This window comes from Sinorhizobium glycinis, from assembly GCF_001651865.1.
In the GTDB taxonomy this organism is placed as follows: domain Bacteria; phylum Pseudomonadota; class Alphaproteobacteria; order Rhizobiales; family Rhizobiaceae; genus Sinorhizobium; species Sinorhizobium glycinis.
Genome location: NZ_LPUX01000067.1, coordinates 62,893 through 89,075, shown reverse-complemented (window position 1 = coordinate 89,075; position 26,183 = coordinate 62,893). Strand labels below are relative to the sequence as shown.

27 protein-coding genes and 1 pseudogene are annotated in these 26,183 nt (G+C 62.2%); 25 read left to right on the top strand and 3 right to left on the bottom strand.

Features of this window, described 5'->3' with window-relative positions; genetic code table 11:
* Positions 1–15: 15 nt before the first annotated feature.
* Both AU381_RS25295 and AU381_RS25290 read left to right on the top strand, forming a co-directional pair.
* Positions 16–828: a CbbQ/NirQ/NorQ/GpvN family protein gene (locus tag AU381_RS25295; protein WP_064244365.1), complete on the top strand. Its 813-nt coding sequence runs from the start codon at positions 16–18 to the stop codon at positions 826–828.
* A 10-nt stretch (positions 829–838) separates the two neighbouring features.
* Positions 839–2,734, top strand: coding sequence for a nitric oxide reductase activation protein NorD (locus AU381_RS25290; protein WP_064244364.1), 1,896 nt, complete (start codon positions 839–841; stop codon positions 2,732–2,734).
* Between the two features lie 78 nt (positions 2,735–2,812).
* Here the strand turns inward: AU381_RS25290 and hemN are convergent, their stop codons facing one another.
* Entirely contained in the window at positions 2,813–4,165 is a 1,353-nt protein-coding gene (gene hemN / locus AU381_RS25285) for an oxygen-independent coproporphyrinogen III oxidase (RefSeq protein WP_064244363.1), read from the bottom strand.
* 231 nt (positions 4,166–4,396) lie between these two features.
* Here hemN and AU381_RS25280 point away from each other — a divergent pair, with 231 nt between their 5' ends.
* The 4 genes from AU381_RS25280 to AU381_RS25265 are packed head-to-tail and all read left to right on the top strand — an operon-like array spanning position 4,397 to position 6,910.
* A complete protein-coding gene (locus tag AU381_RS25280; RefSeq protein ID WP_064244362.1) occupies positions 4,397–4,678 on the top strand; it encodes a DUF2249 domain-containing protein in 282 nt (93 codons plus the stop codon).
* A 40-nt stretch (positions 4,679–4,718) separates the two neighbouring features.
* Positions 4,719–6,077, top strand: a complete 1,359-nt coding sequence (locus AU381_RS25275; RefSeq protein ID WP_064244361.1) for a hypothetical protein — start codon at positions 4,719–4,721, stop codon at positions 6,075–6,077.
* Positions 6,078–6,080: 3 nt separating this feature from the next.
* A complete protein-coding gene (locus tag AU381_RS25270) occupies positions 6,081–6,620 on the top strand; it encodes a DUF2249 domain-containing protein (protein ID WP_064244360.1) in 540 nt (179 codons plus the stop codon).
* On the top strand, positions 6,617–6,910 hold the full coding sequence (locus tag AU381_RS25265; RefSeq protein ID WP_064244359.1) for a metal-sulfur cluster assembly factor: 294 nt from the start codon (positions 6,617–6,619) through the stop codon (positions 6,908–6,910). Before AU381_RS25270 ends, AU381_RS25265 begins: the two co-directional genes overlap by 4 nt.
* Positions 6,911–6,985: 75 nt before the next feature.
* Here the strand turns inward: AU381_RS25265 and AU381_RS25260 are convergent, their stop codons facing one another.
* Complete coding sequence (locus AU381_RS25260; RefSeq protein ID WP_064244358.1) at positions 6,986–8,197, bottom strand: NnrS family protein; 1,212 nt, start codon at positions 8,195–8,197, stop codon at positions 6,986–6,988.
* A 247-nt stretch (positions 8,198–8,444) separates the two neighbouring features.
* On the opposite strand from AU381_RS25260, the gene nirK reads away from it, so the two are divergent.
* The 10 genes from nirK (at position 8,445) to AU381_RS25215 (ending at position 17,311) form a co-directional block, all read left to right on the top strand.
* Entirely contained in the window at positions 8,445–9,575 is a 1,131-nt protein-coding gene (gene nirK / locus AU381_RS25255; protein ID WP_064244357.1) for a copper-containing nitrite reductase, read from the top strand.
* A gap of 100 nt (positions 9,576–9,675) precedes the next feature.
* Positions 9,676–10,590, top strand: coding sequence for an SUMF1/EgtB/PvdO family nonheme iron enzyme (locus AU381_RS25250; protein ID WP_064244356.1), 915 nt, complete (start codon positions 9,676–9,678; stop codon positions 10,588–10,590).
* Positions 10,591–11,190: 600 nt separating this feature from the next.
* On the top strand, positions 11,191–11,886 hold the full coding sequence (locus tag AU381_RS25245; RefSeq protein WP_064244355.1) for a Crp/Fnr family transcriptional regulator: 696 nt from the start codon (positions 11,191–11,193) through the stop codon (positions 11,884–11,886).
* Positions 11,887–11,990: 104 nt separating this feature from the next.
* On the top strand, positions 11,991–12,434 hold the full coding sequence (locus AU381_RS25240; RefSeq protein WP_064244354.1) for a pseudoazurin: 444 nt from the start codon (positions 11,991–11,993) through the stop codon (positions 12,432–12,434).
* 246 nt (positions 12,435–12,680) lie between these two features.
* Positions 12,681–12,866, top strand: coding sequence for a periplasmic nitrate reductase, NapE protein (gene napE, locus AU381_RS25235; protein ID WP_064244353.1), 186 nt, complete (start codon positions 12,681–12,683; stop codon positions 12,864–12,866).
* A 7-nt stretch (positions 12,867–12,873) separates the two neighbouring features.
* Positions 12,874–13,374, top strand: a complete 501-nt coding sequence (locus tag AU381_RS29150; protein WP_082910355.1) for a ferredoxin-type protein NapF — start codon at positions 12,874–12,876, stop codon at positions 13,372–13,374.
* Positions 13,367–13,654: a chaperone NapD gene (locus AU381_RS25230; protein ID WP_064244352.1), complete on the top strand. Its 288-nt coding sequence runs from the start codon at positions 13,367–13,369 to the stop codon at positions 13,652–13,654. The genes AU381_RS29150 and AU381_RS25230 overlap by 8 nt, the downstream gene beginning before the upstream one ends.
* Complete coding sequence (napA, locus tag AU381_RS25225; protein ID WP_064244351.1) at positions 13,629–16,133, top strand: periplasmic nitrate reductase subunit alpha; 2,505 nt, start codon at positions 13,629–13,631, stop codon at positions 16,131–16,133. The genes AU381_RS25230 and napA overlap by 26 nt, the downstream gene beginning before the upstream one ends.
* Complete coding sequence (locus tag AU381_RS25220) at positions 16,103–16,606, top strand: nitrate reductase cytochrome c-type subunit (protein ID WP_082910353.1); 504 nt, start codon at positions 16,103–16,105, stop codon at positions 16,604–16,606. Before napA ends, AU381_RS25220 begins: the two co-directional genes overlap by 31 nt.
* A gap of 3 nt (positions 16,607–16,609) precedes the next feature.
* Positions 16,610–17,311, top strand: a complete 702-nt coding sequence (locus tag AU381_RS25215; protein ID WP_064244349.1) for a cytochrome c3 family protein — start codon at positions 16,610–16,612, stop codon at positions 17,309–17,311.
* Between the two features lie 42 nt (positions 17,312–17,353).
* Here the strand turns inward: AU381_RS25215 and AU381_RS25210 are convergent.
* Positions 17,354–18,182, bottom strand: a pseudogene (locus AU381_RS25210) (universal stress protein).
* A 214-nt stretch (positions 18,183–18,396) separates the two neighbouring features.
* On the opposite strand from AU381_RS25210, the gene fixL reads away from it, so the two are divergent.
* From fixL to ccoP, 9 genes are all read left to right on the top strand, one after another.
* Positions 18,397–19,914 carry a PAS domain S-box protein gene (gene fixL / locus AU381_RS25205; RefSeq protein ID WP_064244348.1) on the top strand — a complete coding sequence of 506 codons (1,518 nt, stop codon included), beginning with the start codon at positions 18,397–18,399 and terminating at the stop codon, positions 19,912–19,914.
* The gene (gene fixJ / locus AU381_RS25200; protein ID WP_064244542.1) at positions 19,907–20,521 is read left to right on the top strand and encodes a response regulator FixJ; all 615 of its coding nucleotides are present in this window, start codon (positions 19,907–19,909) and stop codon (positions 20,519–20,521) included. Before fixL ends, fixJ begins: the two co-directional genes overlap by 8 nt.
* A 59-nt stretch (positions 20,522–20,580) precedes the next feature.
* Positions 20,581–20,967 carry a response regulator transcription factor gene (locus tag AU381_RS25195; protein WP_064244347.1) on the top strand — a complete coding sequence of 129 codons (387 nt, stop codon included), beginning with the start codon at positions 20,581–20,583 and terminating at the stop codon, positions 20,965–20,967.
* A gap of 80 nt (positions 20,968–21,047) precedes the next feature.
* Positions 21,048–21,674 (top strand): helix-turn-helix domain-containing protein, encoded by a 627-nt coding sequence (locus AU381_RS25190; RefSeq protein ID WP_026617468.1) that lies wholly within the window; start codon positions 21,048–21,050, stop codon positions 21,672–21,674.
* Between the two features lie 84 nt (positions 21,675–21,758).
* Entirely contained in the window at positions 21,759–22,217 is a 459-nt protein-coding gene (locus AU381_RS25185) for a pyridoxamine 5'-phosphate oxidase family protein (RefSeq protein WP_064244346.1), read from the top strand.
* Between the two features lie 357 nt (positions 22,218–22,574).
* Positions 22,575–24,194 carry a cytochrome-c oxidase, cbb3-type subunit I gene (gene ccoN, locus AU381_RS25180; protein ID WP_064244345.1) on the top strand — a complete coding sequence of 540 codons (1,620 nt, stop codon included), beginning with the start codon at positions 22,575–22,577 and terminating at the stop codon, positions 24,192–24,194.
* An 11-nt stretch (positions 24,195–24,205) separates the two neighbouring features.
* Positions 24,206–24,937 carry a cytochrome-c oxidase, cbb3-type subunit II gene (gene ccoO, locus AU381_RS25175; RefSeq protein ID WP_064244344.1) on the top strand — a complete coding sequence of 244 codons (732 nt, stop codon included), beginning with the start codon at positions 24,206–24,208 and terminating at the stop codon, positions 24,935–24,937.
* An 11-nt stretch (positions 24,938–24,948) separates the two neighbouring features.
* The gene (locus AU381_RS25170; protein ID WP_026617471.1) at positions 24,949–25,101 is read left to right on the top strand and encodes a CcoQ/FixQ family Cbb3-type cytochrome c oxidase assembly chaperone; all 153 of its coding nucleotides are present in this window, start codon (positions 24,949–24,951) and stop codon (positions 25,099–25,101) included.
* A gap of 3 nt (positions 25,102–25,104) precedes the next feature.
* Positions 25,105–25,974, top strand: a complete 870-nt coding sequence (gene ccoP / locus AU381_RS25165; protein ID WP_064244343.1) for a cytochrome-c oxidase, cbb3-type subunit III — start codon at positions 25,105–25,107, stop codon at positions 25,972–25,974.
* Positions 25,975–26,183 lie beyond the last annotated feature (209 nt).

The following is a 26,183-nucleotide window of genomic DNA, read 5'->3' as shown; positions in this document are numbered from 1 at the left end:
AACGGAGTCTCCCCCATGAACATCGCCCTGAAAAGCCCGCCCATTCCCGGTTGCGATATTCCGGCCTACTCTCCCTCGGGCAATGAATGCCCGCTCTTTGAAAGCGCATGGAGCCGCCAGCTCCCGCTTCTGCTGAAGGGCCCGACCGGCTGTGGCAAGACCCGCTTCGTCGCCCATATGGCGGCGAAGCTCGGTTTGCCGCTTTCGACCGTGTCGTGCCACGATGATCTTGCCGCCGCGGATCTTACCGGTCGCTATCTCCTAAAAGGCGGCGACACCGTCTGGGTGGACGGGCCACTGACGCGCGCCGTCCGCGAAGGGGGCATCTGCTACCTCGACGAGATCGTCGAGGCCCGCAAGGATGTCGCCGTCGTGCTTCACCCGCTAACCGACGACCGGCGCATCCTGCCGCTGGAGCGAACCGGTGAACTCCTTGAGGCGCCGCCCGGCTTCATGCTGGTCGTCTCCTACAATCCCGGCTACCAGAACCTACTCAAAACCCTGAAACCGAGCACGCGTCAGCGCTTCGTCGCCATCGAGTTCGATTTCCTGCCGCGGGACCGGGAGATCGCCGTGGTTTCCGAGGAGAGCGGTCTCGACGAGAACCGGGTCGCGCCGCTTGTCGACCTCGCGCATCGTCTGCGGAGCCTCAAAGGTCATGATCTCGAGGAGGGCGTTTCGACGCGCCTGCTCGTCTATTGCGCCAGCCTGGTCGACAGCGGAGTTACGGTGCGCGACGCCGTACTGGCGACGATGATCGAACCGCTAACCGACGAGCCGGACGTCAAGTCCGCACTGATCGAGATCGCAGACGCGGTCATCCGCTAAGGACTAGACAATGGTGGACTTCCTCGAACTCGAAGAAACGGTCGGCCGCGCCTGGCATCGCTTCATCGGCAATACGCGCACCTGGCCGCGCTTTCCGGACGAGGCGGTCCGGCTCGAGGACGTCCAGACCGTGCTGGCAATCTACTTCCGTGGTCTTGGCGGCGAGCGGGCGGTGCAGATCGCGCCGGCCCGCGGCCGCACCTCCGCGCACCGGCTGCGCCTGCGCCAGCGCATGGGCCTTGGCGAGGAGAAGCTCGTCCAGCCGGCGCGCGATCATGCGACGCTGATGCTGCCGGGAGAGGTCGATCTCTTTCCCTTGCGGCGTCTCAACAGCGATCTCTATTTCTGGCTGGCTGCGATGATGGCCGTCATGCCGCTCTCGCCCGTCAACGCAGCCGACCCGCTATCACGCGATCTGGCACTCCTTGCACGGGCCGATGAGACGGTACAGTCCGTGCTGGCCACCTATCCTGCGATGCGCCAACGCTATCGTCGCCTCTGCAGGGCGGTGCTCAACGTTCGACAGCGGCGGTCGCTTCCTTCCATCGAGCAGCGCGTCGAAAACCGCGTCCTGTACATGCTAAGACACGGCGCCGGCCTAGACGGCGACGAAATGCTGCCAATCATCTTTCCGCAGAAGGCGCCGCCCGGCTATCTGCCCATGCTTCCGATGCCGCTGTGGCCGGACGTGCTGCTGCGCCAGGAGACGGAGGGCCGCCGTGAGGACGAGCCCGCCCGCGGCGGCGGCAGAACGGAAGGAGCCGAGACGACGCGCCATGTCGCAACGCGGGAAGCGCAGCGGCAGTCGGAGCGCAGCCCCTTCATCCTCAACCGTTTCGAGAAGATCCTCGCAATGGCCGAGATGGTCAATGTCGATCGCCCGGCGGACGACAGCAGCGATCATGACGCGCAGGCCGCCGAGGAGCTCGACGACATGACGCTCGGCGAGCGTCAGGGACGGCCGGCGGCGCGCTTCCGTTTCGACCTTGATCTGCCGCCCGAGGCGCTCGACCGGACGCCGCTGACGGTCGAGCTGACCTATCCCGAATGGGACTATCGCAGCGGCAGCTATCTCAAGGATCATTGCCGTGTGCTCGCGTCGCCGGCATCTTCAAAAGGCGCCGCAGGTGAGCCGGACCCCGCGACGAAGAGCCTGATCCGCCGTGTCCGCCGCCAGTTCGAGGTGCTGCGGCCGCGGCATGAGATGCTGCGGGCGCAGATCGACGGCGCCGATCTCGACCTCGATGCGGTCGTCCGCGCTCGCACCGACCTCACGGCCGGAGGGCAGGGCAGCGACCGCATCCACATGATGAGCCGTCCGCAAGCGCACGACCTTGCGGTGACGATCCTTGTCGACGTATCGCTTTCGACTGATGCCTGGTTCGACGATCTCAGGGTTCTCGACGTCGAAAAGCAGGCGCTCCTGGTTCTGGCGCACGGGCTCTCGGCCTGTGGCGACAGCCACGAGATTCTCACCTTCACCTCGCGGCGGCGCGACTGGGTACGGCTCGAGACGGTGAAGGCCTTCGACGAGGCGATGAGTTCGGCGGTCGAGGCGCGGATCGCCGCGCTCAAGCCCGGCTACTACACGCGCATCGGCGCAGCGATCCGTCACGCCGCAGCCGGACTCGTCAGGCGGCCGAACCGTCGCAGGCTCCTTATCGTCCTGACCGACGGCAAACCGAACGACGTCGACCATTACGAAGGTCGTTTTGCACTCGAGGACAGCCGGCGCGCCGTCTGCGAAGCGCGCCGCTCGGGCGTCAACGTTTTCGGGGTGACGGTCGATCGCGAGGCGAAGTCCTATGTGCCGGTCATCTTCGGTCAGAACGGCTACGCCGTCGTCAGCAATATCGGCAGGCTGCCTGCAGCCCTGCCGGCGATCTATCGCGGTCTGGTAAGGTAGACGGGGGCAGGCCGCGAGACGGAAGGCCCGGCATGCGCGTACATGCCGGGCCTTTCTGTTTTCAGCTTGAGGCGGCCTTCACGCCGCCTTGCTATGCGTCCGCCCCGATTGCTCGATATAGGCGTCGAACGCGGCGGCGGCTGCACGGATGAGGAAGCGTCCTCCCTCGCGCAGTCGTATGACGCCGTCGGCATTTTCAAGGATGCCGTCGCTTTCCAGCATGGCGAGCTTGGCATTGCCACGGAGCAGCATCTGCGGATCGAAGCCATGCGCCGCGGCAAGGGCGGGAACATCGACGCCGAAGTCGCACATCAGCCGCTCGATGATGCTTGCCCGCAGCCTATCCTCGGGCGTCAGCCGGTAGCCTTTCACCGTTGCAAGCCGACCCGAGGCTATGCGCTGAGCGTAGACCCCTGGCGGCACCTCGTTCTGCACATAGCCGTCCCTCGTTCGCCCGATAGCCGAAGCGCCGAGACCGATGAGGGTTTCGCAGGCATCTGTCGTGTAGCCCTGAAAATTGCGGTGCAGTTGACCTCTTGCCTGTGCGATCGCCAGGCCGTCGTCCGGGCGGGCGAAATGGTCGAGACCGACGCGGCGGTAGCCGGCGGCGACGAGTGTTGCGGCAATGGCTTCGGCCTGGGCGACACGGCCTTCCGCATCGGCAAGCGCTTTCTCGTCGATCAGCTTCTGATGCTTCTTGAACGACGGTACGTGGGCATAACCGAAGACGGCGAAGCGCTCGGGTCCCATCCGGATGGCCGCCTCGGCGGTGGCGATGCAGGATTCGACCGTCTGGTGGGGCAGTCCGTAGATCAGATCGAAATTGATGCTGTCGACACCGGCCTTGCGCAGCCGAGTGACCGCGTCCATCGTCTGCTCCTCGCTCTGGATCCGGTTGATCGCCTTCTGTACGACGGGATCGAAGCTCTGGACGCCGAGGCTCGCCCTGCAAACACCGGCTTCACCGAGAGCCGTCGCCATTTCCGGCTCGAGGGTTCGCGGGTCGATTTCTACGGCGATTTCAGCGGTGTTCGCGAACTCGAAATGCTCACGCAGCAGTGTTATCAGCGCCAGGAATTCCTTCGGCTGCATGATAGTCGGGGTGCCCCCGCCGAAATGCACGTGATTAATGCTAAGCGGCGCCCGCGTCTTTGCCGAGACTAGATGGACCTCCTCGCGAAGCATGTCGAGATAATCGAAGATCGGCTGGTCGCGCTGGGTGATCGTCGTATGGCAGCCGCAGTACCAGCACATGGATCGACAGAATGGGATGTGCAGGTAGAGCGACGCCGGCTTCTCCGGTGGGGTGGCGGCAAGCCAGCCGCCGTAGGTGTCGGCGTCGATTGCCGGCGAAAAGCGGGGCGCCGTCGGATAGCTCGTGTAGCGGGGCAGGCGTGCCTCGCCATATTTTGCGACAAGGGCCGGTTGCATGAATATGTCCTTCTGGTGCGCGAAACAGGATCGAACGCCATCCTAGAGACGTACCGGGTCTTTCTCTTTGAGCAATGTCAAGGAATGGGACAGAGCGCTTTCGCCCAATTGTTTGCTTACCATCAAAGTGTCGTCGCTTGCTCGGGGATAGGGTCTGCCAGGTTCCGATCCGGTTACGGCCGCCGCCGCATCGGAACGCGCGAGGGGCGGCCAAGAGAGATTTTCACGACAATGACGGAAACACAGGCGAAACCATCCATCGACGTCCGCACCGTTCCGCCGCGCGAGCGTCATCCGCGCATCTTTGGCATGCTCGGCGCGCTTTTGCCCGGGGGCTCGATGCTGATCACCAGCGATCACGATCCGCGGCCGCTCCATTATCAGTTGGAAACAAATTTCCCCGGCGAGTTCGGCTGGGATTATCTGGAGCAAGGGCCGGTGGTCTGGCGCGTCGAGATCGCCCGGCTGAAGGACGCGGCGGGCTGCGAATGCTGCTGCGGGTCCGATCATTGATCCACCGGCGCTGACCGCCGATGCGGTAGGGTGAGACGAGATGTCGGACGCTACGCTTTCCAAATGGACGATGTCCTATTTCACAGCCGCCTGCCTCTTCCTGGTAATCGGCCAGGGCATGATGGTGTCGGGTTACGGCTATCCTTTTGCGGATGTCGGAGCCCCGGCCACTCTGGCACTCGTGCACATTCTCGCCATCGGCTGGCTGGGCCTGCTGATGGTGGGGGCGCTATTGCAGTTCGTGCCCGTGCTCGTGACCGCTTCGCTGCGCGGCGGGCGGCTTGCACTGCCGGCATTGCTTCTCCTCATCGCGGGACTTCTTCTGCTCGTCGGCGGCTTCGCAGCAGTTGCCGGGACGGAGGGAATGGCGCCCGGCATGCTGCCTTTCGGTGCGCTGTTTCTGGCAATCGGCTTCGGCCTCGTCACTATCATGCTCGCAGCGACGCTCGCTGCGGCGCGTCCGCTCCCGCTTCCCGCCCGCTTCGTCGCGGTGGGTCTCATCGCGTCAAGCGTAACAATCCTCCTCGGCGGCACCTTTACACTCGTCCTATCCGGCGCAGTCGCGAATGATGCGGCAATCGCGCTTCTCCTTAAGGGCGTGCCCCTGCACGCCGCGCTTGGGCTCGCCGGGTGGTTGACCTTTACCGCGATCGGCGTCAGTTACCGCCTGCTGCCGATGTTCATGCTTGCGCCCGATTGCACGCGCGCGACCAGCAAGGCTGTCTGGTGGACAGGTGTCGCAGCACTGGCGCTCGTTGCGGCCTGCGTCGTCTCGATTGCAACGGGTAGTGCGGCGGTAAAGTTGCCGCTGAGCCTTGCGGCACTTCTCGCCGCCGTCGCCACCCTTTTCTATTCGGCCGATCTCGTGCGTCTCTTTCGCGAGCGCCGCCGCAAGACCGTGGAGCTCAATATCCGCGCGAGCTATGCGGCCTTCGCGGCGCTTTTCGTTTCTGTCGTGATGTTCGCCCTGCCAGTCACGAGCTCGGCTGACGGCGAAGGCGCCGCGGCTGTCGTCTACCTCTTCGTCTTTGGCTGGCTCACCGGGCTCGGGCTGGCGCAGCTTTACAAGATCGTTCCGTTTTTGACCTGGCTCGAATGCTATGGCCCTGTGCTCGGCCGGGCCGCAGTCCCACGCGTGCAGGACCTCGTCGAGGAAAAGCGGGCCAGCCGTTGGTTTTGCCTCTACTATGGCGCCGTTGCGGCGGCGACGTTTTCGCTCTTTGCGGAAAGTCCGACGGCGTTTCGCATAGCCCTGCTGGCGCAGCTCTGCGCGACGGTGGGCCTGATAGTGGAACTCGTCCGCGCCCGTATACTTTCCTCCGTCGCTGCGCCCATGCCCTTTCCTGCGGGCGCGCCGAGGCCGCGTCTCTTTCTTCCGATCTCTCGACCACAGGAGTAATCGATGACCCCCGCGCAACCGAACCCTGCACCAAGGGAACTCGACGTTCGACCTATCTTGAGGAGCGGCGGCGAGCCGTTCCAGGCGATCATGGAGGCGGTGAACGGGCTGAAGCCCGGGCAAGCCTTGCGGCTGTTTGCTCCCTTTCGCCCGCAGCCGCTGTTCAAGGTCATGGAAGGCCGCGGCTTCGGCCATGAGGCACAGGAGATAGAAGGCGGCGACTGGGAGGTCTTGTTCACGCCGAAGCGGACCGGCGCCCCCGTTGAGGTCTCCGCCGACGCCGACAATCCGGACACCTGGCCGGAATCGGTAGAACACCTCGACCTCACCGAGCTCGATCCGCCGGAACCGATGGTCCGCATCCTTGCGGCTGCCGAGCGGATGGAGCCGGGCGAGGTGCTGTTTGCCCTGCTGTCGCGCGAACCGATCTTCCTTTTCCCGGAGCTTGCCAGGCGCGGGCACCAGTGGGCCGGCAACTTCGACGAGACCCGCAGCACCTTCCGCATTTTCATCCGCGTCGGAAAGCAGGGACTGAAACGATGAGCGAAGCGATGAACGCGTCAGTATGCGATGCCATCCGAGAGGCCCTGCGGATGATCATCGATCCGGAGCTTGGCCACAATATCGTCGATCTCGGCCTGATTTACGACGTCTCGGTCGAGGATGGCGGCGTCGCCCATGTGACAATGACGACGACCACACGAGGCTGTCCTGCCAGCGAGTATCTGAAGGAGGCCGTCCGCAACTGCGTCTGGTATGTGCCGGGTGTCGAATTTGCCGAAATCCGGCTCACCTATGAGCCACCATGGACGCCGGAGATGATGAGCGCCTGAGGTGCTGCGGCCAAGCGAATAACAACGGCCCGGGCATGTATTCCGGGCCGTTCTGGCTTGTAGGTTTGGCGGCGTTCAGCGCAGCGCGCGGCGCTTGTGCAGCAGGATCGGCCCGTATTCGAGGCAGAAGAGCGCGAAGGCTGTGATCCAGAGGCCGCCCGATGCGGCATAGAGCGAAGTGGCGGCCTCGGGCAGCATTTCCGCGAGAGGACGCAACAGCGCCGAGAGCACGATCGCTCCGTAGGAGGCGGTGGTCAGGCGAGAAGCCGACAACGGATGTCCCGTATGGCCGCGGCTCGCACGGGTCATCACAGCGAGCATCATCGAAGCGATGGCACCCACCGTCAGCACATGCATGACCGAATGCTCTTCGACGAAGCCGAGAGCGCCGAAGCCGATTGCGGCAAAGCCCAGGGGAACGAAGGCATAGGCCACATGCAGGACGACGAGCAGCATTTCCGGATATGTCGCCCAGCCCCGCCAGCGGGCGAGGCGGACGGTGTGCAGCAGAGCGGCCCCAAGGCCGGCCACCGCCGTGATCCGATGGTCGGGAACAAGCGTCCAGGCGGCCAGCGCTGTGATGCCTGCGAGAATGGCGATCATGTCGAAGCGATTGTAGGGAACTGGAAAATCGGTGCGGCCTAAGCGGTTCAGCCAATTGCGGGTGAAGCTCGGCAATATCCGGCCACCGACGATGGTGACCAGCGCCACATAGGCGGAAATGCCGAGTCGCATCGCCACATGGGCATGGTCGCCGTCAATGATCGCAATGTGGAAGCAGGCATTGGCGACCGACAGCGCCAGGAGCGCACCAAGGACCTTCAGATCCTTCCACTTGCGGCCGGCAATCACCTCGCGCGCGCAAATGATGAGGAGCGCCGGAAGGAAGAGACTGTCGATCGCCGCGGCCGTCGGGAGGCCGATCGTATCGGGCAATAGGAGTGCGATCCGCCCCGCCACCCAGAGCCCGAGCAGACCGGCCAGCGGCCGGCCGGAAACCGGTAGCCGCCCGGTCCAGTTCGGCACCGCCGTCAACAGGAATCCGGCAAGCACGGCCGAGGCGAAGCCGAACAGCATCTCGTGCGCATGCCAGGCATGCGCACCATAGCTGCCACCGAGTTCGATATGACCGGCGAGCGCCACGATCCATAAGGTCATGGCGGCGATCGCCCAAATAGAGCCGCCCAGGAAGAATGGCCTGAAGCCATAGGAAAACAGCACCGGGCCAGTGCGGGCGAGGCCCCGCGGCACGTAGCCGGGCCGCTCGGCTACCTTTGGTCCATCCATTATTCAACTCCTGATGTTTGGCTCGCATCTATCTAACGGAGTTCCGCAAGGTCTTCTTTGACAATGGGCAAAGACACGTCAGTTCGATCCGGCGGCGATCACCACACGGATTGTCGTCTCTGCTAGTCAAAATGTCGCACCAGGGCAATTTGCGTATTTGTTCCACCACAAAGAGGGTGGCGCGAGTGCTCCTACGATGAAAGGCGACCGGGCGATGTTCGCTCCGTCCTTTTCAAGGAGAGGTTCCATGTCTGAACTATTCCAGATGACACGCCGCAGCATGTTGGCTGGCGCCGCAGTCGCGGGCGCGCTGACGCCGCTTGTCGGTGCGGTTTCCGCGCATGCGGAAGAGGCGGTCGCCAAGGCCGCCCCTGTCGATATCGCTTCGCTGCCACGCGTCAAGGTTGACCTGGTGAAGCCGCCCTTCGTCCACGCTCACACGCAAAAGGCCGAAGGTGGCCCGAAAGTCGTCGAGTTCACCCTGACCATCGAGGAGAAGAAGATCGTCATCGACGAGCAGGGTACGGAGCTCAATGCGATGACCTTCAACGGTTCGGTCCCCGGCCCGCTGATGGTCGTTCACCAGGACGACTATGTCGAGGTGACCCTGATCAATCCTGAAACCAATCAGTTGCAGCACAACATCGACTTCCATTCGGCAACGGGTGCGCTTGGAGGCGGTGCGCTAACGGTCGTCAACCCTGGCGAGAGCGCCGTGTTGCGCTTCAAGGCGACCAAGGCCGGCGTCTTCGTCTACCATTGCGCACCTCCCGGCATGGTGCCCTGGCACGTCACCTCCGGCATGAACGGCGCGATCATGGTGCTGCCGCGCGAAGGGTTGACTGACGGCAAGGGCAAGTCGATCGCCTATGACAAGGTCTACTACATCGGTGAGCAGGACTTCTATGTGCCGCGCGACGAGAATGGCAACTTCAATAAGTACGAAAGCGCCGGCGAAGCCTATGCCGACACGCTTGAAGTGATGCGCACCCTGACCCCGACCCATATCGTCTTCAACGGTGCAGTGGGGGCACTCACAGGCGAAAATGCGCTCAAGGCTGCCGTTGGCGAGAAGGTTCTGATCGTCCATTCGCAGGCAAACCGCGACACGCGCCCGCATTTGATCGGCGGCCATGGCGACTATGTCTGGGCGACCGGCAAGTTCCGCAATCCTCCGGACGTCGACCAGGAGACCTGGTTTATCCCGGGCGGTACGGCGGGCGCTGCCTTCTACACCTTCGAGCAGCCCGGCATATATGCCTATGTCAACCACAACCTGATCGAGGCCTTCGAGCTCGGCGCTGCCGCCCATTTCACCGTCACCGGCGATTGGAATGACGACCTGATGACCGCGGTTCGTGCTCCTTCGGGCACCTGACGCCAGCCACCGCGACGCGCGCCCCCGTCGGCGGAGCGCGTGTCGTTGGCGGACCGATGCTGCCGGCATAGACCTTGGAAGTGGTCGCAGGGAGGCCGTCATGGCCGTGTTTTCAGAAAAAAGAGAAGTCACTCCCGTTTCGCTTGCGATACCCTCCGTCCTGCTCCTACTTCTCACAGGATTTCTTGCCAATGAAACGGGGCTTCTTGGTAGCGCTCCGGTCGGTGCCCCGCTTGATGAACCAGCGGTTGTGACCGTGGCCCCACGGGAATTTCGCTATCGCGTCGCCGGGGAGTTCTTCAAGAACGGCTATGCCGTCGATGGGCCGGTGGAAGTGGTGCGCATGAGCGCACCGCTCACAATCACGAAATATCAGGTAACAGCCGCGGACTATGCGCGCTGCGTCGCGGAAGAGGCCTGTCTGCCCGCCGAACCCGAGCACGTGCCGGCGGATCCCGAGCGCGTGCCGGCAACCGGCGTCAGCTACGACGACGCGCAAACCTATGCTGTCTGGCTCAGCCGGCGGACGGGGGAAGTCTGGGTGTTGCCTACGGACCAGCAACTCGCCTTTGCCGCCGGCTCGCGCTTTCCTGACGATGCGCTCGGTGTCGATGAAGATAGCTCCAATCCGGCCCTGCCCTGGCTCGCCGACTATTACCGCGAGACGGGGCGCAAGGCATCCCGCGAGCCGGAGCCGCAGCGGCTTGGCCACTTCGGCGAGAGCGAGTCTGGCCTCTCCGACTTCGCAGGTAATGTCTGGGAATGGACGTCGACCTGCATTCGGCGCGTCACGCTCGATCGCACTGGAAAGGTTACCAGCGATGCCTCGTCCTGCGGCATTTACATCGCCACCGGCAAGCATCGGGCCGCGCTCAGCTCCTTCGTCCGCAACCCCAAAGGGGGCGGCTGCGCCGTCGGCGCGCCGCCGGACAACGTCGGCTTCCGCTTGGTGAAGGATACGCGGTGGTATGCACCCTTACTGCAGACGCTCCGTGAGAAGGGCCTCGACGTCTGATGTGCAACGCAGTGCTGAAGCGCTGCGGAAGTCGAGACGGCGCAGGACAGGGCCGACGCTCGAGATCGAACGAGTCCTTGCCGGTTCGGAGCCGGACAAAGGATAGCCGCTCTCCGCTGTCGCCTTCGGACGCCATGGACGAGCCCGCGCCTCGCCGGTCTTTCCGCAGCTCATCTAGGTCGGACCCTTGGGTGCTAGTTCGACACAGCCGCGGAAGAGCTCCTGGGAACCGAAGCGAAGGATTCGGACACGAGCGTGAGCGCTTCGGGGCGGCGATACAAGACCGGCGGTAAGCAGGCGCTTAGTGCGGCCAGGCGTCCGGTACGCGGAAGTGACGGTCGTTCATCACCCGCAGTCGGACCTTAATGTCGAATGTTTCGATCTACCCGCCTGCCTTCAGGAAATTGGTCAGGTAGAAACAGTCAGCGCCGGCGCTCGAAAAAAATATTTGAACGGCTTTGAAGTGCTTTTCAACCACTCATGACAATACCCGCTTTCAGTCAACGCCGCGGATACTCTGCTTTTTTCCCTCCTTCCGCCATGATACTGAGATCACGGCCGTGTTGGTTCCGATTCAAGGAATGGCAGTAGGAAAATGGAATGAAGATCGACCGGAGTGTCGTACGGTCGCTTGCCCTGTTCGACAGGATGAGCGACGCAGATCTGGATAGGCTGCTCGCCCATGCGACCGCCAGGCGCGTGCCGCAAGGCGACGCTGTTTTCGAGCAGGGTCAGAAAGCCACAAGCTTTTTTCTCCTGCTGCATGGGCGGCTGAAGGTGACCCAGGTCACCGAGGACGGCCAGCAGATCATCGTGCGCGTCGTCCATCCGGGCGACCTCTTCGGCTTTGCCAAGGCGCTACAGCGTTCGGATTATCCGGGTACCGCGACCGCTGCCACGGAAAGTCTTGCTCTGTCCTGGCCGACGGACCTTTGGCCGCAATTTGTCGAGCAGAACCCACTTCTTGCGGTCAGCACGATGCAGACGATCGGCCAGCGGCTCGAAGAAGCGCACACGCGTATCCGCGAGATGTCGACACAGGAGGTGGAGAGGCGCGTCGCTCATGCGGTGCTGCGTCTTTCGCGACAGGCAGGCAAGCAGGAAAAAGGCGGCGTCCGCATCGACTTTCCGATTTCCCGCCAGGACATCGCCGAAATGACGGGAACGACGCTTCACACGGTATCGCGCATTCTCAGTGCCTGGGAGCAGAAGGGGCTGGTAGAGGGGGGGCGTCAGAAGCTCATCATCCGCGACCTGCCAGGCTTGGCGGCACTCGCCGAAGGCGGGCGGGACTAGATTTCCCATGGCTATTTGACAAGCATCAAAGAGCAGTTGCTCTTTCTGGCCTATCTCCTTGCCGCAACGACCGAACAGGGTTCTGAAACCAAGGAGAAATTCAAGTGCGCATAATCGCAAAGGGCATGGCAGCCGCCGCAGTTCTTGCCGCTCTCACCGGTACGGCATCCGCCGCCGATTTCGAGGTCCGTATGCTGAACAAGGGCGCCGAGGGCGCAATGGTCTTTGAGCCAGCATTCGTCAAGGTCAATCCGGGCGACAGCGTGACGTTTGTTCCAACCGACAAGGGACATAACGTCGAAACCATCAAGGACATGATTCCCGACGGGGCCACGGCCTTCAAGAGCAAGATGAACGAAACCTACAAGGTGACTTTCGACGTGCCTGGAGTCTACGGCGTCAAGTGCGCGCCGCATGTCGGCATGGGCATGGTCGCGGCGGTCGTCGTCGGTGACGCGCCCGCGAATGTCGAGAAGGTGAAGGCAGTGAAGCTGCCGAAGAAGGCGAGGGAGCGCCTCGACGCCGCTCTCGCGGGAGCCCTCCAGTAGATTGAGGGAACGCCAAACTAAATAGAAGGGGCTCGGTACAACACAACCTGTCTGTGCCGGCCCCACTTGGTGTAGATATTAGCTACGTCGAAAATATTACCGCCGTGGGGCGAGCTTTTTCCAAGTATTGACAAAAATCAATTTTTCCGAAGATCGAACAGGAATTATCCAGCGCCTCCTCTTTATTTTTTTGTTCGAGGCACTAGACTTCCTTTAGGCGTATGCGTTTGGAGAGGAGACGCTTGAATGCCAGATGCCGACCAGCCAGGGGCGAGCCTGTCACGCACGCGGCGGCTAAACGAACTGATCACCTTCCTCGTGTTGGCATTCGGCATCTGGCCGATCCTCGCCGTGGGCGTAGTCGGTGCCTACGGGTTTCTCGTCTGGATGTTTCAGATCGTCTTCGGCCCACCTGGTCCGCCAGGGCATTGAGGGCGAAATGGGTGAATCTGTCGACACATCGAGGCGGAACTTTCTGCGTGGTCGCTACGAGGGACGAAGACAACGTGTCCTTCCCCCCGGCGTCACCGCCGCGAGTCTCGAGGCCTGCACTGGGTGCGGGAAGTGCGTTGAGTTCTGTCCGACGCACATCATCCGGCTGATTTCGGATCGTCCCTCGCTGGATTTCTCGATCGCGGAGTGCACCTTCTGCGGCCAGTGCGCGGAACTCTGTCCCGAGCCGGTCTTCACCGGCCGGCCACAGCACTTCCCACATGTCGCAACTATCGGCGGGAGCTGTCTTGCAAAGAACCACACCGACTGCCAAGCCTGCCGCGACGCTTGTCCGACGGAAGCGATCCGGTTTCGACCGCGCGCCGGCGGCCCCTTCCTGCCTGAACTGAATGAAACCGCCTGCACAGGCTGCGGCGCCTGTATTGCGGTGTGCCCGGTGGCGGCCATAGGCATTCGCGAGGTCGCGTGGAAGAGCGCCCATGCCTGATCCGAGCGCGTCATATCACGTCTCCAGCGCCGTCATCGTGACGATGCCGCATATGCAAGAGCGCGTCGTCGCTCAGCTTGCCGAGATGTCGAACGTCGAAGTTTACGCCCATGAGGCGGGAAAAATCGTCGTGGTGATCGAGGGCACGAGCACCGGGATGCTCGGCGAAAGCCTTTCGCGCATCGCGGTTCTCGAGGGCGTGGTGGCAGCCAACATGGTGTTTGAGCATGTCGAAACTCAAGGAGAGATCAGCCATGACCGCCGAACTGACCCGGCGTGAAATTTTGAAGGCGCATGCCGCCGGCATCGCCGCAGCCACTGCGGGCATTGCGCTTCCGGCCGCGGCGCAGCCCGTGCCGGGCGGAGTGGAGGCGCTGCAGATCAAATGGGCGAAGGCTCCTTGCCGCTTCTGCGGCACCGGCTGCGGCGTCATGGTCGGCGTCAAGGAGGGGCAGGTCGTCGCCACCCATGGCGACATGCAGGCCGAGGTCAACCGTGGCCTCAACTGCATCAAGGGCTACTTCCTTTCCAAGATCATGTACGGCGCCGACCGCCTCACGACGCCCTTGCTACGTAAGCGCAACGGCGTCTTTGCCAAAGACGGCGAGTTCGAGCCGGTGAGCTGGGACGAGGCGTTCGACGTCATGGCCGAGCAGGCGAAGAAGGTCCTGAAGGAGAAGGGACCGACAGCTCTCGGCATGTTCGGCTCCGGGCAATGGACCATCTTCGAGGGATACGCCGCCACAAAGCTGATGCGCGCCGGCTTCCGCTCCAACAATCTCGACCCGAATGCCCGACACTGCATGGCCTCGGCAGCCTACGCCTTCATGCGCACCTTCGGCATGGACGAGCCTATGGGCTGCTACGACGATTTCGAACACGCGGACGCCTTTGTGCTCTGGGGTTCGAACATGGCCGAGATGCACCCGATCCTCTGGACGCGGCTCGCCGACCGGCGGCTCGGGCACGAGCATGTGAAGGTGGCGGTGCTTTCGACCTTCACCCATCGCAGCATGGATCTCGCCGATATCCCGATCGTATTCAAGCCGGGCACGGACCTCGCGATTCTCAACTACATCGCCAATCACATCATCCAGAGCGGCCGGGTTGATCAGGATTTTGTCGAGAAGCACACGACCTTCATGGTTGGCGCGACCGATATCGGCTACGGCCTGAGGCCCGACGATCCCCTCGAGGTCAAGGCGACAAACGCCCGGGATGCGGCGAAGATGACGCCGAGCGACTTCGAGAGCTTCAAGACATTCGTTTCCGAATACACACTCGACAAGACTGTCGAACTGACCGGGGTCGAGGCCGGTTTCCTCGAACAATTGGCCGATCTTTATGCCGATCCCAACCGCAAAGTCATGTCGCTCTGGACCATGGGCTTCAACCAGCACGTACGCGGTGTCTGGGTCAACCACATGGTCTACAACCTCCACCTCCTGACCGGGAAGATATCGGAGCCCGGCAACAGCCCGTTCTCGCTGACCGGGCAGCCCTCGGCCTGCGGCACGGCACGCGAGGTCGGAACCTTCGCCCATCGGCTGCCGGCCGACATGACCGTCACCAACCCGGAGCACCGCAAGCACGCCGAGGAAATCTGGCGCGTGCCTCACGGCATCATTCCGGAGAAGCCGGGCTATCATGCGGTCGAGCAGGACCGGATGCTAAAAGACGGCAAGCTCAACTTCTATTGGGTGCAAGTCAACAACAACGTCCAGGCGGCGCCCAATACTGAGAACGAGACCTACCAGGGCTACCGCAACCCCGACAATTTCGTCGTCGTCTCGGACGTCTATCCGACGATCACCGCGATGAGCGCCGACCTGATCCTTCCGGCCGCCATGTGGGTGGAAAAGGAGGGCGCCTATGGCAATGCGGAGCGCCGTACCCATGTCTGGCACCAGCTTGTGAATGCGCCCGGAGAGGCGCGCTCCGATCTCTGGCAGATGGTGGAGTTTTCCAAGCGCTTCACCACCGACGAGGTCTGGCCGGCCGACATTCTCGACGCCAATCCGGGCTATCGGGGGAAGACGCTCTACGACGTGCTCTTCAAGAACGGAAATGTCGACCGTTTCGCGGCAAGCGAGATCAACAAGGAATACGCCAACCGGGAGGCCGAGGCTTTCGGTTTCTACATCCAGAAAGGGCTTTTCGAGGAATACGCCTCCTTCGGGCGCGGACACGGGCACGATCTTGCGCCCTATGACCGCTACCACGAGGAGAGGGGGCTGCGCTGGCCCGTCGTCGACGGCAAGGAGACGCTGTGGCGCTACCGGGAGGGTTATGATCCGTATGTGAAGCAGGGCGAGGGCGTGAAGTTTTACGGCCGCCCGGATGGGAAGGCGGTCATCCTCGCCGTTCCCTACGAACCGCCGGCGGAATCTCCGGACGACGAATACAACATCTGGCTGGTGACTGGTCGCGTGCTCGAACACTGGCACTCGGGCTCAATGACCATGCGGGTGCCGGAGCTCTACAAGGCCTTCCCTGGTGCGGTCTGCTTCATGAATGCCGGAGACGCCCGCGATCGCGGCATCAATCAGGGCGCCGAGGTGCGGATCGTTTCCCGTCGCGGCGAAATTCGCGCCCGCGTCGAGACGCGCGGCCGCAACCGCATGCCGCCGGGCGTCATCTTCGTACCCTGGTTCGACGCCAGCAGGCTCATCAACAAGGTAACGCTCGACGCAACCGATCCAATCTCCAAACAGACGGATTTCAAAAAATGCGCGGTCAAGATCGTCTCTGTCGCATGATGAGAAGCCCCGGATCGATGCTGGGAGCGCTGTTGGCGATCCTCTTCGTCGCTACGGGGGCAATCGCCCAGATGGCGGGCGAGAGGGTGCCGGAGCTCTCCGGACCGCCGCAGGAAATGGGCGAGGTGGAGGCGCACCCGATCCCCAAATGGGTCGTCGACGACGCCCGCAAGGAGCGCGCCTATCCCGACCAGCCGCCGGTTATTCCGCATTCGATCGAGGGTTACCAGCTCTCGGTCAACACCAACCGGTGCCTCTCCTGCCACAAGCGCGAACTGACGCAGGAGTCCGGCGCGCCGATGATCAGCGTCACGCACTACATGACGCGGGAAGGGCAGATGCTCGCGGACGTTTCGCCGCGGCGCTATTTCTGCACGGCCTGCCATGTGCCGCAGGCCGACGTGCGCCCGCTCGTCGGCAACACCTTCCGGGACATGAGCGAGATGGGCGTCAAGCAGGCAGGGAGCGAGTAGGCCATGGCTTTGGCAAAGCGCTTTCTGCTCTGGGTGTGGAAGATCCTGACAACGCCGGCCGCAACGCTCAGCCTCGCCTTCCTGACGCTCGGCGGATTCGTCGGCGGCGTGATCTTCTGGGGCGCCTTCAACACCGCTTTGGAGCTTACCAACACCGAGGAGTTTTGCGTCTCCTGTCATGAGATGCGGACCAACGTCTTCGAGGAGCTTACGCGCACGGTCCATTTCTCCAACCGCTCGGGCGTCCGGGCGTCCTGCCCCGACTGTCATGTGCCGCATGAGTGGACGGACAAGATCGCCCGCAAGATGCAGGCCTCGAAGGAAGTCTGGGGCAAGATCTTCGGAACCATCAACACGCGCGAGAAATTCCTCGACCATCGGCTGGAACTCGCCAAACATGAATGGGCGAGGCTCAAGGCTAACGACAGCCTAGAGTGCCGCAACTGTCACTCCTCGGCGGCGATGGACCTCTCGAAGCAGACGCAACGCGCCGCCGAGATCCATACCCGCTACCTGCTGCCCGGAAAGGCGACCTGCATCGATTGCCACAAGGGCATTGCCCACGAGCTGCCGAACATGCAGGGCGTCGAGCCCGGGTGGAAGCTGCCGCCCGAACTCGAAGGAGAGAAGCTGCCTTCTGCTTCCGCGATCGACGAGCTGAAGCGGGTCATGGACACGGCTCACAGCGCGGCGCTCGCGAATTGACCACGCCGTCGCTTCTGCGGCCTCCCGGTAAACGGTACGCGGTTATCTGACCATCAAGACCGGTATGGCCGGTGCGTCGATCATCGCCTTGGTTACTCCGCCGAATACCCTCTCGCGGATGCGCGAGTGCCCATAGGCGCCGATCACGATCAAGTCGGCCGAAGCGTCGTGTGCGTGCTGGGCGAGTACCTCTTCGACTGTGCGGCCGGCACTCGGAAGCCGGTCGACTGTCACTTTGACGCCGTGGCGTGCAAGATAGGTGGCGACATCGGCGCCCGGTTCTTCGCCGTTCTTGGTCTTTGGATCGACGAGCACCAGGTTCACGCCCTCGGCGTTTTTCATCATGTCCAACGTTTCGCGGACGGCCCTTGCGGACTCGACGGTCGAGTTCCACGCCACGAGGACGTTCTTCGGCTGCAAGGTGGCTGATCGAAGATCCGAAGCGAGCAGGACCGGCCGTGCCGAATAGAAGAGAGCGCCTTCTATGACTCCCCGCCGGAGGAGCTCATCTACCCTTAGACTTGTGCCGATCAAGGTGACATCGGCATATCGGGCACGCTCTCCGATGTCTTGCCCGAGCCGCATCGTCTCTGAGTATCGCCCAACCACATCGAATGAAATTCCGGCACTTCCGAGTATCTCGTTGGCTTCTCTGACGGCGTGGCGCAGTTGCTCCAGGTCACCGTCGCGGCTGTCAATCCAGGCCGCGGAAATGGCTGCGAGGTCTCCCATCGGAGGGAGAGTGGCTATCCTGCTGGCGAGAACCGGGAGGTGCGCACCCTCCGATGCACACAGATCTGCCGCCCGCTGCCCTCAGGTCATCTTCGAATTGGCTGACACCAACCACAAGAAGGATCGTCTTATACGTCATTGGCCTCGTCTCCGAAACCGATGGATGCAGGAGCGATCCTACTCTGCGCCTCAGCGGCTACAAGTACGTGGCGAAGCGCTTCCGTCCTGGGACGATTTGCAGCAAGTGCGGGTTGTCTGTTTCCGCCAGCATGGTCTATGGAAGAGTCGCATCGTGCAGACACAGCCAAGACGCTCGGCATTGCAGCGGTAAATAGTCCTTCGGTGATAATGGGATGCTTTCAGAAAGCGTTGTTGAGAGGACTCGGTTGGGACGGTTGCTCGTCAGGTGGCGAGGCGAGGGGGCCGTATCCTATATTGTCGCCGCGGTAGCCACCTTGAGCGTTCTTGCGCTGAGATTGACGCTGGCTGAACAAATCGGCGACGGCCTTCTTCTCCTCTCGTTCATCCCTGCCATCCTCGTCGTAGCGCTGGTCGGCGGCCGGACTGCGATCCTCTTTGCGGCGGGGCTGTCGCTTTTTGCTGCGGTCTTCCTTCAACGGATCAGGAGTGTCGACGATCCGAGTGTCGTGGAACTGGCGGTCTTCGGGTTGGCAGTGCTTCTGACCGCGGCGCTGGGAGAAGTCCTTCAGGCGGTCAAACGCGACGTTGACCGGGCCGAGGACGTCGTCAAGGCCCGCGACGCACATCTGAGGTCGATCTTGGACACGGTTCCGGATGCCACAGTGGTCAGCGCGACAGATGGTACCATCCTCTCCTTCAACGCCGCGGCCGTGCGGCAGTTCGGATATGCGGAGGAGGAAGTCATTGGCGAGAACTTGCGCATATTGATGCCGGAGCCCTATCGCCGCGAACACGATGGATACATGCATCGTTATCTGACTACCGGCGAAAAGCGCATCATCGGTATTGACCGGGTCGTCTCCGGTCAGCGAAAAGACGGATCGACGTTTCCGATGAAGCTCGCTGTGGGCGAGATGAGATCGGGCGGTGAGCGGTTTTTCACGGGCTTCATCAGAGACCTTACGGAGCGGGAGGAGTCGGCTGCGAGGCTCGAGCAAATTCAGGCGGAGCTTGCGCGGCTTGCCCGGCTCAACGAGATGGGGGAGATGGCATCGACACTTGCGCATGAGCTGAACCAGCCCCTGTCGGCGATCGCCAACTACTCGCACGGATGTGTGAGGCTGTTGCGTGACATGGACGATGCCGTCGCAACCCGAATGCGCGAGGCGCTTGAAGAGGTGGCAGGCCAGTCTCTGCGGGCCGGTCAGATCATCAAGCATCTCAGGGAGTTCGTCACGAAGGGCGAAACTGAAAAGGCGCCGGAAGACATTCGCAAACTGGTGGAGGAGGCCGCCGCGCTGGCTCTGGTCGGCTCCCGCGAGCAGGGGGTGCGGACCGTGTTCGAATATCTGCCCGGCGCCGAAATGGTAATGGTGGACCGGATCCAGGTCCAGCAGGTCCTCATCAACCTGATGCGCAACGCAATCGAGGCAATGCGCCACGTCGAGCGCCGAGAGCTAACGATCCGCACCATGCCGGCCGATCCGGGCGAGATTGTCGTTGTTGTTAAAGACACGGGCGGAGGTATTCCGGAGGAAATGGCGGGTCAGCTCTTTAAGCCATTCGTCACGACAAAGGCCAGCGGAATGGGCATCGGGCTGTCCATTTCGAAGCGCATTGTCGAGGCGCATGGCGGTGAGATGACTGTCTCGAAAAATGCGGCTGGTGGGGCTACTTTCCGGTTCACGCTGCCCGCGTATGTTGAAGAACGGATCAATGCAGATGACTGATTACACGGTGCATATTGTTGATGACGAAGAGGCGGTCAGGAAGTCGCTTGCGTTCATGCTGACGATGAACGGCTTCGCAGTCAAAATGCATCAATCGGCCGAGGCCTTCCTCGTCTTCGCACCGGACGTTAGAAACGGAATTCTCGTGACGGATCTGAGAATGCCGGACATGTCAGGCGTCGACCTCCTGCGCAATCTCGGCGATCGGAAGATCAAGATACCCTCGATTGTGATTACCGGGCACGGCGACGTCCCCATGGCGGTGGAGGCTATGAAGGCGGGGGCGGTGGATTTCATCGAGAAGCCTTTCGAAGATTCCGTGATCATCGAGGCCATCGAGAGAGCCTCGGCGCATCTGGTCGTTCCGGATGCCGATGCGGACGAGGTCAATGACATTCAGGCGAGGCTCGAGACGCTGAGTGAGAGAGAACGCCAGGTCCTCTCGGCCGTCGTGGCCGGCCTTCCCAACAAGTCGATTGCCTATGATCTGGACATCAGCCCGCGCACCGTCGAGGTGCACCGCGCCAATGTGATGGCCAAGATGAAGGCGAAGAGCCTCCCCCATCTCGTGCGAATGGCTCTCGCCGCAGGTTTTGGTCCTGCCTGATTTGCCGAGTTGATCTCGCGCAATGCGTCGCGTCGCCGCAAGCACTCTAATACCGGCTCATGGCTGCCAGAAGCACGCCAAATGAGCGAGATTTCGAATTGTCAGGCGGAAGAGGCATTATCGTCGTTGCAGCGGACCAGGGGCTCCGACGATCTGTGGCGTTCGCGCTCGAGGTCGAAGGATATTCGACCGAGTCCTACGACACCGTGCAAAATGCAGAAGAATCTTCCAAGGGGGCGCTCTGCACGATTGTCGACGATGAGGTACTAAGATCAGAGCCGCAGGCCGCCACTCAATTCCTCAAGAGGCTCGGAGCCCGGGGCATCCTGCTAGTCGATGGCCTGTCGGCCCTTCAGCCAAATGTCGGCAATGCGATATTGACGAAGCCTTTCACTGGTGCCGACCTGCTCGGCGTGATCAGCAGCCTGATCGAAGCGGCTAAGTAATTTCCCTTAGTGATCTAACCGAATATCTCCCGGCCCTGGGAATTGCCAATCTATCCCCACACCGAACAGGGGATAAAGAGATGTACGCCGCTGCACAACCCAAGGAACACGCCGAAGACGTTGCACTGACCCAAATTGCTGGGCCGCATCTAGTCGCCACCTACAGGGCCGGTCGTGAGATCTATGCTGAAGGCGATTTGATCGAGAAGTGCTACCAGGTTTCTACTGGAGCGGTGCGTGTCTACCGCCTGCTCTCGGACGGACGGCGACAGGTCGTGTCCTTTCATCTCCCGGGTGAGATGTTCGGCTTCGAAGCAGGCCTCAGCCATTGCTTTTTCGCCGAGGCGATCACGGAAACGACACTGGCTGTCTTCGGCCGCAGACAGATGCAAGAGCGTTCGCGGGACCTTCTCGCGCTCGCCTTGACCGGCATGGCGCGGGCTCAGCAGCATCTGCTGGTGATCGGCAGGCAATGTGCGGTGGAGCGGATTGCCGCATTCCTTGTCGACCTTTGCGAGCGTCAAGGCGGCGGCAGACAGTTGCGGTTGCCAATGTCGCGGCAAGACATTGCCGACTATCTCGGCCTTACCATCGAAACCGTATCGCGGGTCGTGACAAAGCTGAAGGAGCGCAGCGTGATCGTCCTGCGGGACGCACGGACAATCGACATTATGAAGCCGGACGCCCTGCATTCGCTTTGCAACTGAGCCTGCCTGAGAGTCTGCATAGCAGACCCTCCTCTGGCGCTCTGGAGGTGCCGGCCATCCGCGACTAGCGGGAGGAGCAGAGCTATGTTTGTCAGGGAAATGCGCCGCGAGGAGTGCCAAGCGGTAGTCGCGGCAGGGGATCTGGCGCGATTGGCCTGCTGCAAGGACGGCCAGCCGTACATAGTGCCGATCACCTATGCGCACTCCGGCAACTGCCTCTACTGCTTTTCCATGCCGGGCCAGAAAATCGACTGGATGCGCAGCAACTCCAACATTTCCCTCCAGATCGACGAGTTTGCTAGCAATCGCCAGTGGAAGAGCGTGGTCGTTACGGGCCGTTACCGCGAACTACCAGCGGCGGCGCCGGGCCGCCGCAGCGAGTGCATTCACGCCTGGTCCCTCCTCGAAAAAAAAGCCAACTGGTGGGAACCAGGGGGACTTAGACCAGTTCCGCAGACGATTTCAGCGGCGTCTCCACACATTTTCTTTTGCGTGGACATAGAGGAAATGACCGGCCGTGCAGCCGGAGAGGGCGAGCGTTAGCCGCACCAATCAGCGCCATTGTATGCGACCAGATTGCATCCTTTCAAATTCCTAGAGCTTCCTGCCACGAACCGAAATACGGCCGGCTGACTGATCCCGCATCAGGAGCCTGCGGACGTGTTTCCGATGCCGTGGTCACTTACCGCTGCGCAGGAGGACGAGCGTCATTGCTATCATGTCTCGGCCTTCGCTGCAGGCTCCCTTGGGCGACCTCCGAGGCATGCCTGGCGAGCGCTCCAACTGTCTTGATCTGAATCAAGGTACCGAAGACCCGGCTCTGGCAATTCTCAGAAGACTTCGGCGCTTGCGTGCAGGCGTGCGCCAGTCAGCGATTAGAAAAGAGTTGGGGGTCCAACCATGAAACATACAGTCGAGATGGTCGTCCTTGCCGTCGGCGCCTTCCTGGCGCTGGTCGGGGCCGGCTTTGCCCAGGACCGCCTGTTCGGCGCGCATATGTGGATACTCTTCTTCATGCTGCTCGGCGGCACGTTGGTGCTCATGCGCCGTGTTGATTTCCGTCCGGCGGTCGCGGGTCATCGGGCCCTACAGACCGAATACTTCGACGAGGTGGTCAAATACGGTGTCATCGCGACGGTGTTCTGGGGCGTCGTCGGGTTCCTCGTCGGCGTCGTCGTCGCCTTGCAGCTCGCCTTTCCCGATCTCAATGTCGAGCCCTGGTTCAACTTCGGCCGCATGCGGCCGCTCCACACCTCGGCGGTGATCTTCGCATTCGGTGGCAATGCGCTCATCGCCACCTCCTTCTATGTGGTTCAGCGCACGAGCCGCGCGCGTCTCTTCGGCGGCGATCTCGGCTGGTTCGTTTTCTGGGGCTACCAGCTTTTCATCGTGCTTGCAGCGACCGGCTATCTGCTCGGGATTACCCAGAGCCGCGAATATGCGGAGCCGGAATGGTACGTCGATCTCTGGCTGACGATCGTATGGGTCGCCTATCTCGTCGCTTTTATGGGCACGATCCTGAAGCGCAAGGAGCCGCACATCTATGTGGCGAACTGGTTCTATCTCGGCTTCATCGTCACGATTGCCATGCTGCACGTCGTCAACAATCTGGCGGTGCCGGTGTCGTTTCTGGGCTCGAAGAGCTATTCCGCCTTTGCCGGCGTCCAGGATGCGCTGACGCAGTGGTGGTACGGGCACAATGCGGTCGGCTTCTTCCTGACCGCCGGCTTCCTGGCGATGATGTACTACTTCATCCCGAAGCAGGTGAACCGCCCCGTCTATTCCTACCGCCTGTCGATCATCCACTTCTGGGCGCTGATCTTCATGTATATCTGGGCCGGTCCCCACCACCTGCACTACACGGCGCTGCCCGACTGGGCTCAGACGCTCGGCATGGTCTTCTCCGTCATGCTCTGGATGCCCTCCTGGGGCGGCATGATCAACGGCCTGATGACGCTTTCGGGCGCGTGGGACAAGGTCCGCACCGATCCCATCGTCCGCATGATGGTCATGGCCGTCGCCTTCTACGGCATGGCGACGTTCGAAGGGCCGATGATGTCGATCAAGGCGGTCAATTCGCTCAGCCACTATACGGACTGGACGATCGGCCACGTGCATTCCGGCGCGCTCGGCTGGAACGGTCTCATCACCTTCGGCGCCATCTATTATCTGGTGCCGAAACTCTGGAACCGGGAGCGGCTCTATAGCCTGCAGATGGTCAACTGGCACTTCTGGCTCGCGACCCTCGGCATCGTCGTCTATGCCGCAACTATGTGGGTCGCCGGCATCCAGCAGGGGCTGATGTGGCGCGAATACGACGACCAGGGCTTCCTCGTCTATTCCTTCGCCGAATCGGTGGCGGCGATGTTCCCCTATTACATCATGCGTGCCGCAGGCGGCGCCCTGTTCCTCGCCGGCGCGCTCGTCATGGCCTTCAACGTAACGATGACCATCCTCGGCCGCGTGCGCGATGAAGGCGCGGCGCTGGATGCCGCGCCGCTGCCGGCGCCCGCGGAATAGGAGGGCAGATAATGTCCATTCTCGATAAACACGCGCTACTCGAACGCAACGCCACCTTGCTGCTCGTCGGCTCCCTGCTCGTCGTCTCGATCGGCGGGATTGTGGAAATCGCGCCGCTCTTTTATCTCGAAAACACCATCGAGAAGGTCGAGGGCATGCGGCCCTATTCGCCGCTCGAGCTTGCAGGCCGCGACATCTACATCCGCGAAGGCTGTTACGTCTGTCACAGCCAGATGATCCGCCCCTTCCGCGACGAAGTCGAACGCTACGGCCACTATTCGCTGGCGGCGGAGTCGATGTACGATCATCCCTTCCAATGGGGGTCGAAACGCACGGGGCCGGACCTCGCGCGCGTCGGCGACCGCTACTCCAACGAATGGCACGTCCAGCACATGATCGAGCCGCGCTCGGTCGTGCCGGAATCGGTGATGCCGAGCTATGCCTTCCTCAAGGAAACGCCGCTAGAGGTGAAGAATGTTGCCATGAACCTCAAGGCGAACAGGGCGGTCGGCGTTCCCTACACGGACGAGATGATCGACAACGCGGCTGCGGACCTCAAGGCCCAGGCCGATCCGAATGCCGACAGTTCGGGCGTGGAGGCACGCTACCCCAAGGCCAAACTCGGTGACTTCGATGGCGATCCACAAAGGCTGACGGAGATGGACGCTCTCGTCGCCTATCTCCAGATGCTCGGCACGCTCGTCGACTTCTCCACCTATGACGACACCACCGGCTACCGCTGAGGGGAACGCAGATGGAAACCTACACGGCCATGCGCCATTTCGCCGATAGTTGGGGACTGCTCGCCATGACGTTGTTCTTCCTCGGCGTCGTCCTTTTCATCTTCCGGCCCGGCGCCAAGAAGGCTGCCGCTCAGGCCTCTGCCATCCCGCTGAAGGAGGACTGATCCATGGCGGACAAGCATAAGCACGTCGACGAGGTCAGCGGCGTAGAAACCACCGGGCACGAATGGGACGGCATCCGCGAGCTCAACAATCCGATGCCGCGCTGGTGGGTCTATAGCTTCTATGCGACGATCATCTGGGCGATTGGATATGCGGTCGCCTATCCCTCATGGCCGATGCTGACGGAGGCGACCAAGGGCGTGCTCGGCTATTCAAGCCGGGCGGAGGTCAGTGCGGAACTGGCCAATGCGAAGGCCGCGCAGGCCGGCAACCTTGAACGCATCGCCGCGAGCACGGTCGAGGACATCATGGCGGATCCGGAACTGAGGCAGTTCGCCATTGCGGCCGGCGCGTCCGTCTTCAAAGTGAACTGTGCGCAATGCCACGGCTCAGGCGCGGCCGGTGGCAAGGGCTTCCCGAACCTGAATGACGACGAGTGGCTTTGGGGCGGCAAGCCCGAGGAGATCTACCAGACGATCGCGCATGGCGTCCGTCACCAAGGTGACGGGGAGACGCGGGTGTCGGAAATGCCTGCCTTTGCCGACATGCTGGCGCCCGAGGAGCTCCGCGCGACCGCTGCCTATGTCGTAAGCCTCACCGGAACACCCTCCAACCCGGCGCTGGTGGAACCTGGCAAGCAGCTCTTCGCCGACAATTGCGCCTCTTGCCATGGTGCGGACGCGAAGGGCAGCCGCGAATTCGGCGCGCCCAATCTTGCCGACGCGATCTGGCTCAAGGGTGAGGGCGAGCAGGCGATCGTCGACCAGATGCGGTCGCCGAAGCATGGCGTCATGCCGGCCTGGCTGCAGCGCATCGGTGATCCGGTGGTAAAAGAGCTTGCGGTCTTCGTCCATTCGCTCGGCGGCGGCGAGTAGCGAGTACGCGCACGGGTGGCGGCTCAAACGCGATGTGGCCGCCACTTCAGCAACGCGAGCTGCGCCGCGCACCGGCTCCGATCCAATCCCAAATCCGTCTCAAGCGCCGGCCGGCGAGTAAGACATCCCGGCCACGGCGGAATTATTCCCGGCGTCGCCCGCTGCGCATGGGCAGCACTCCGACGCAAACTTGACGCAGATCAAGGCGC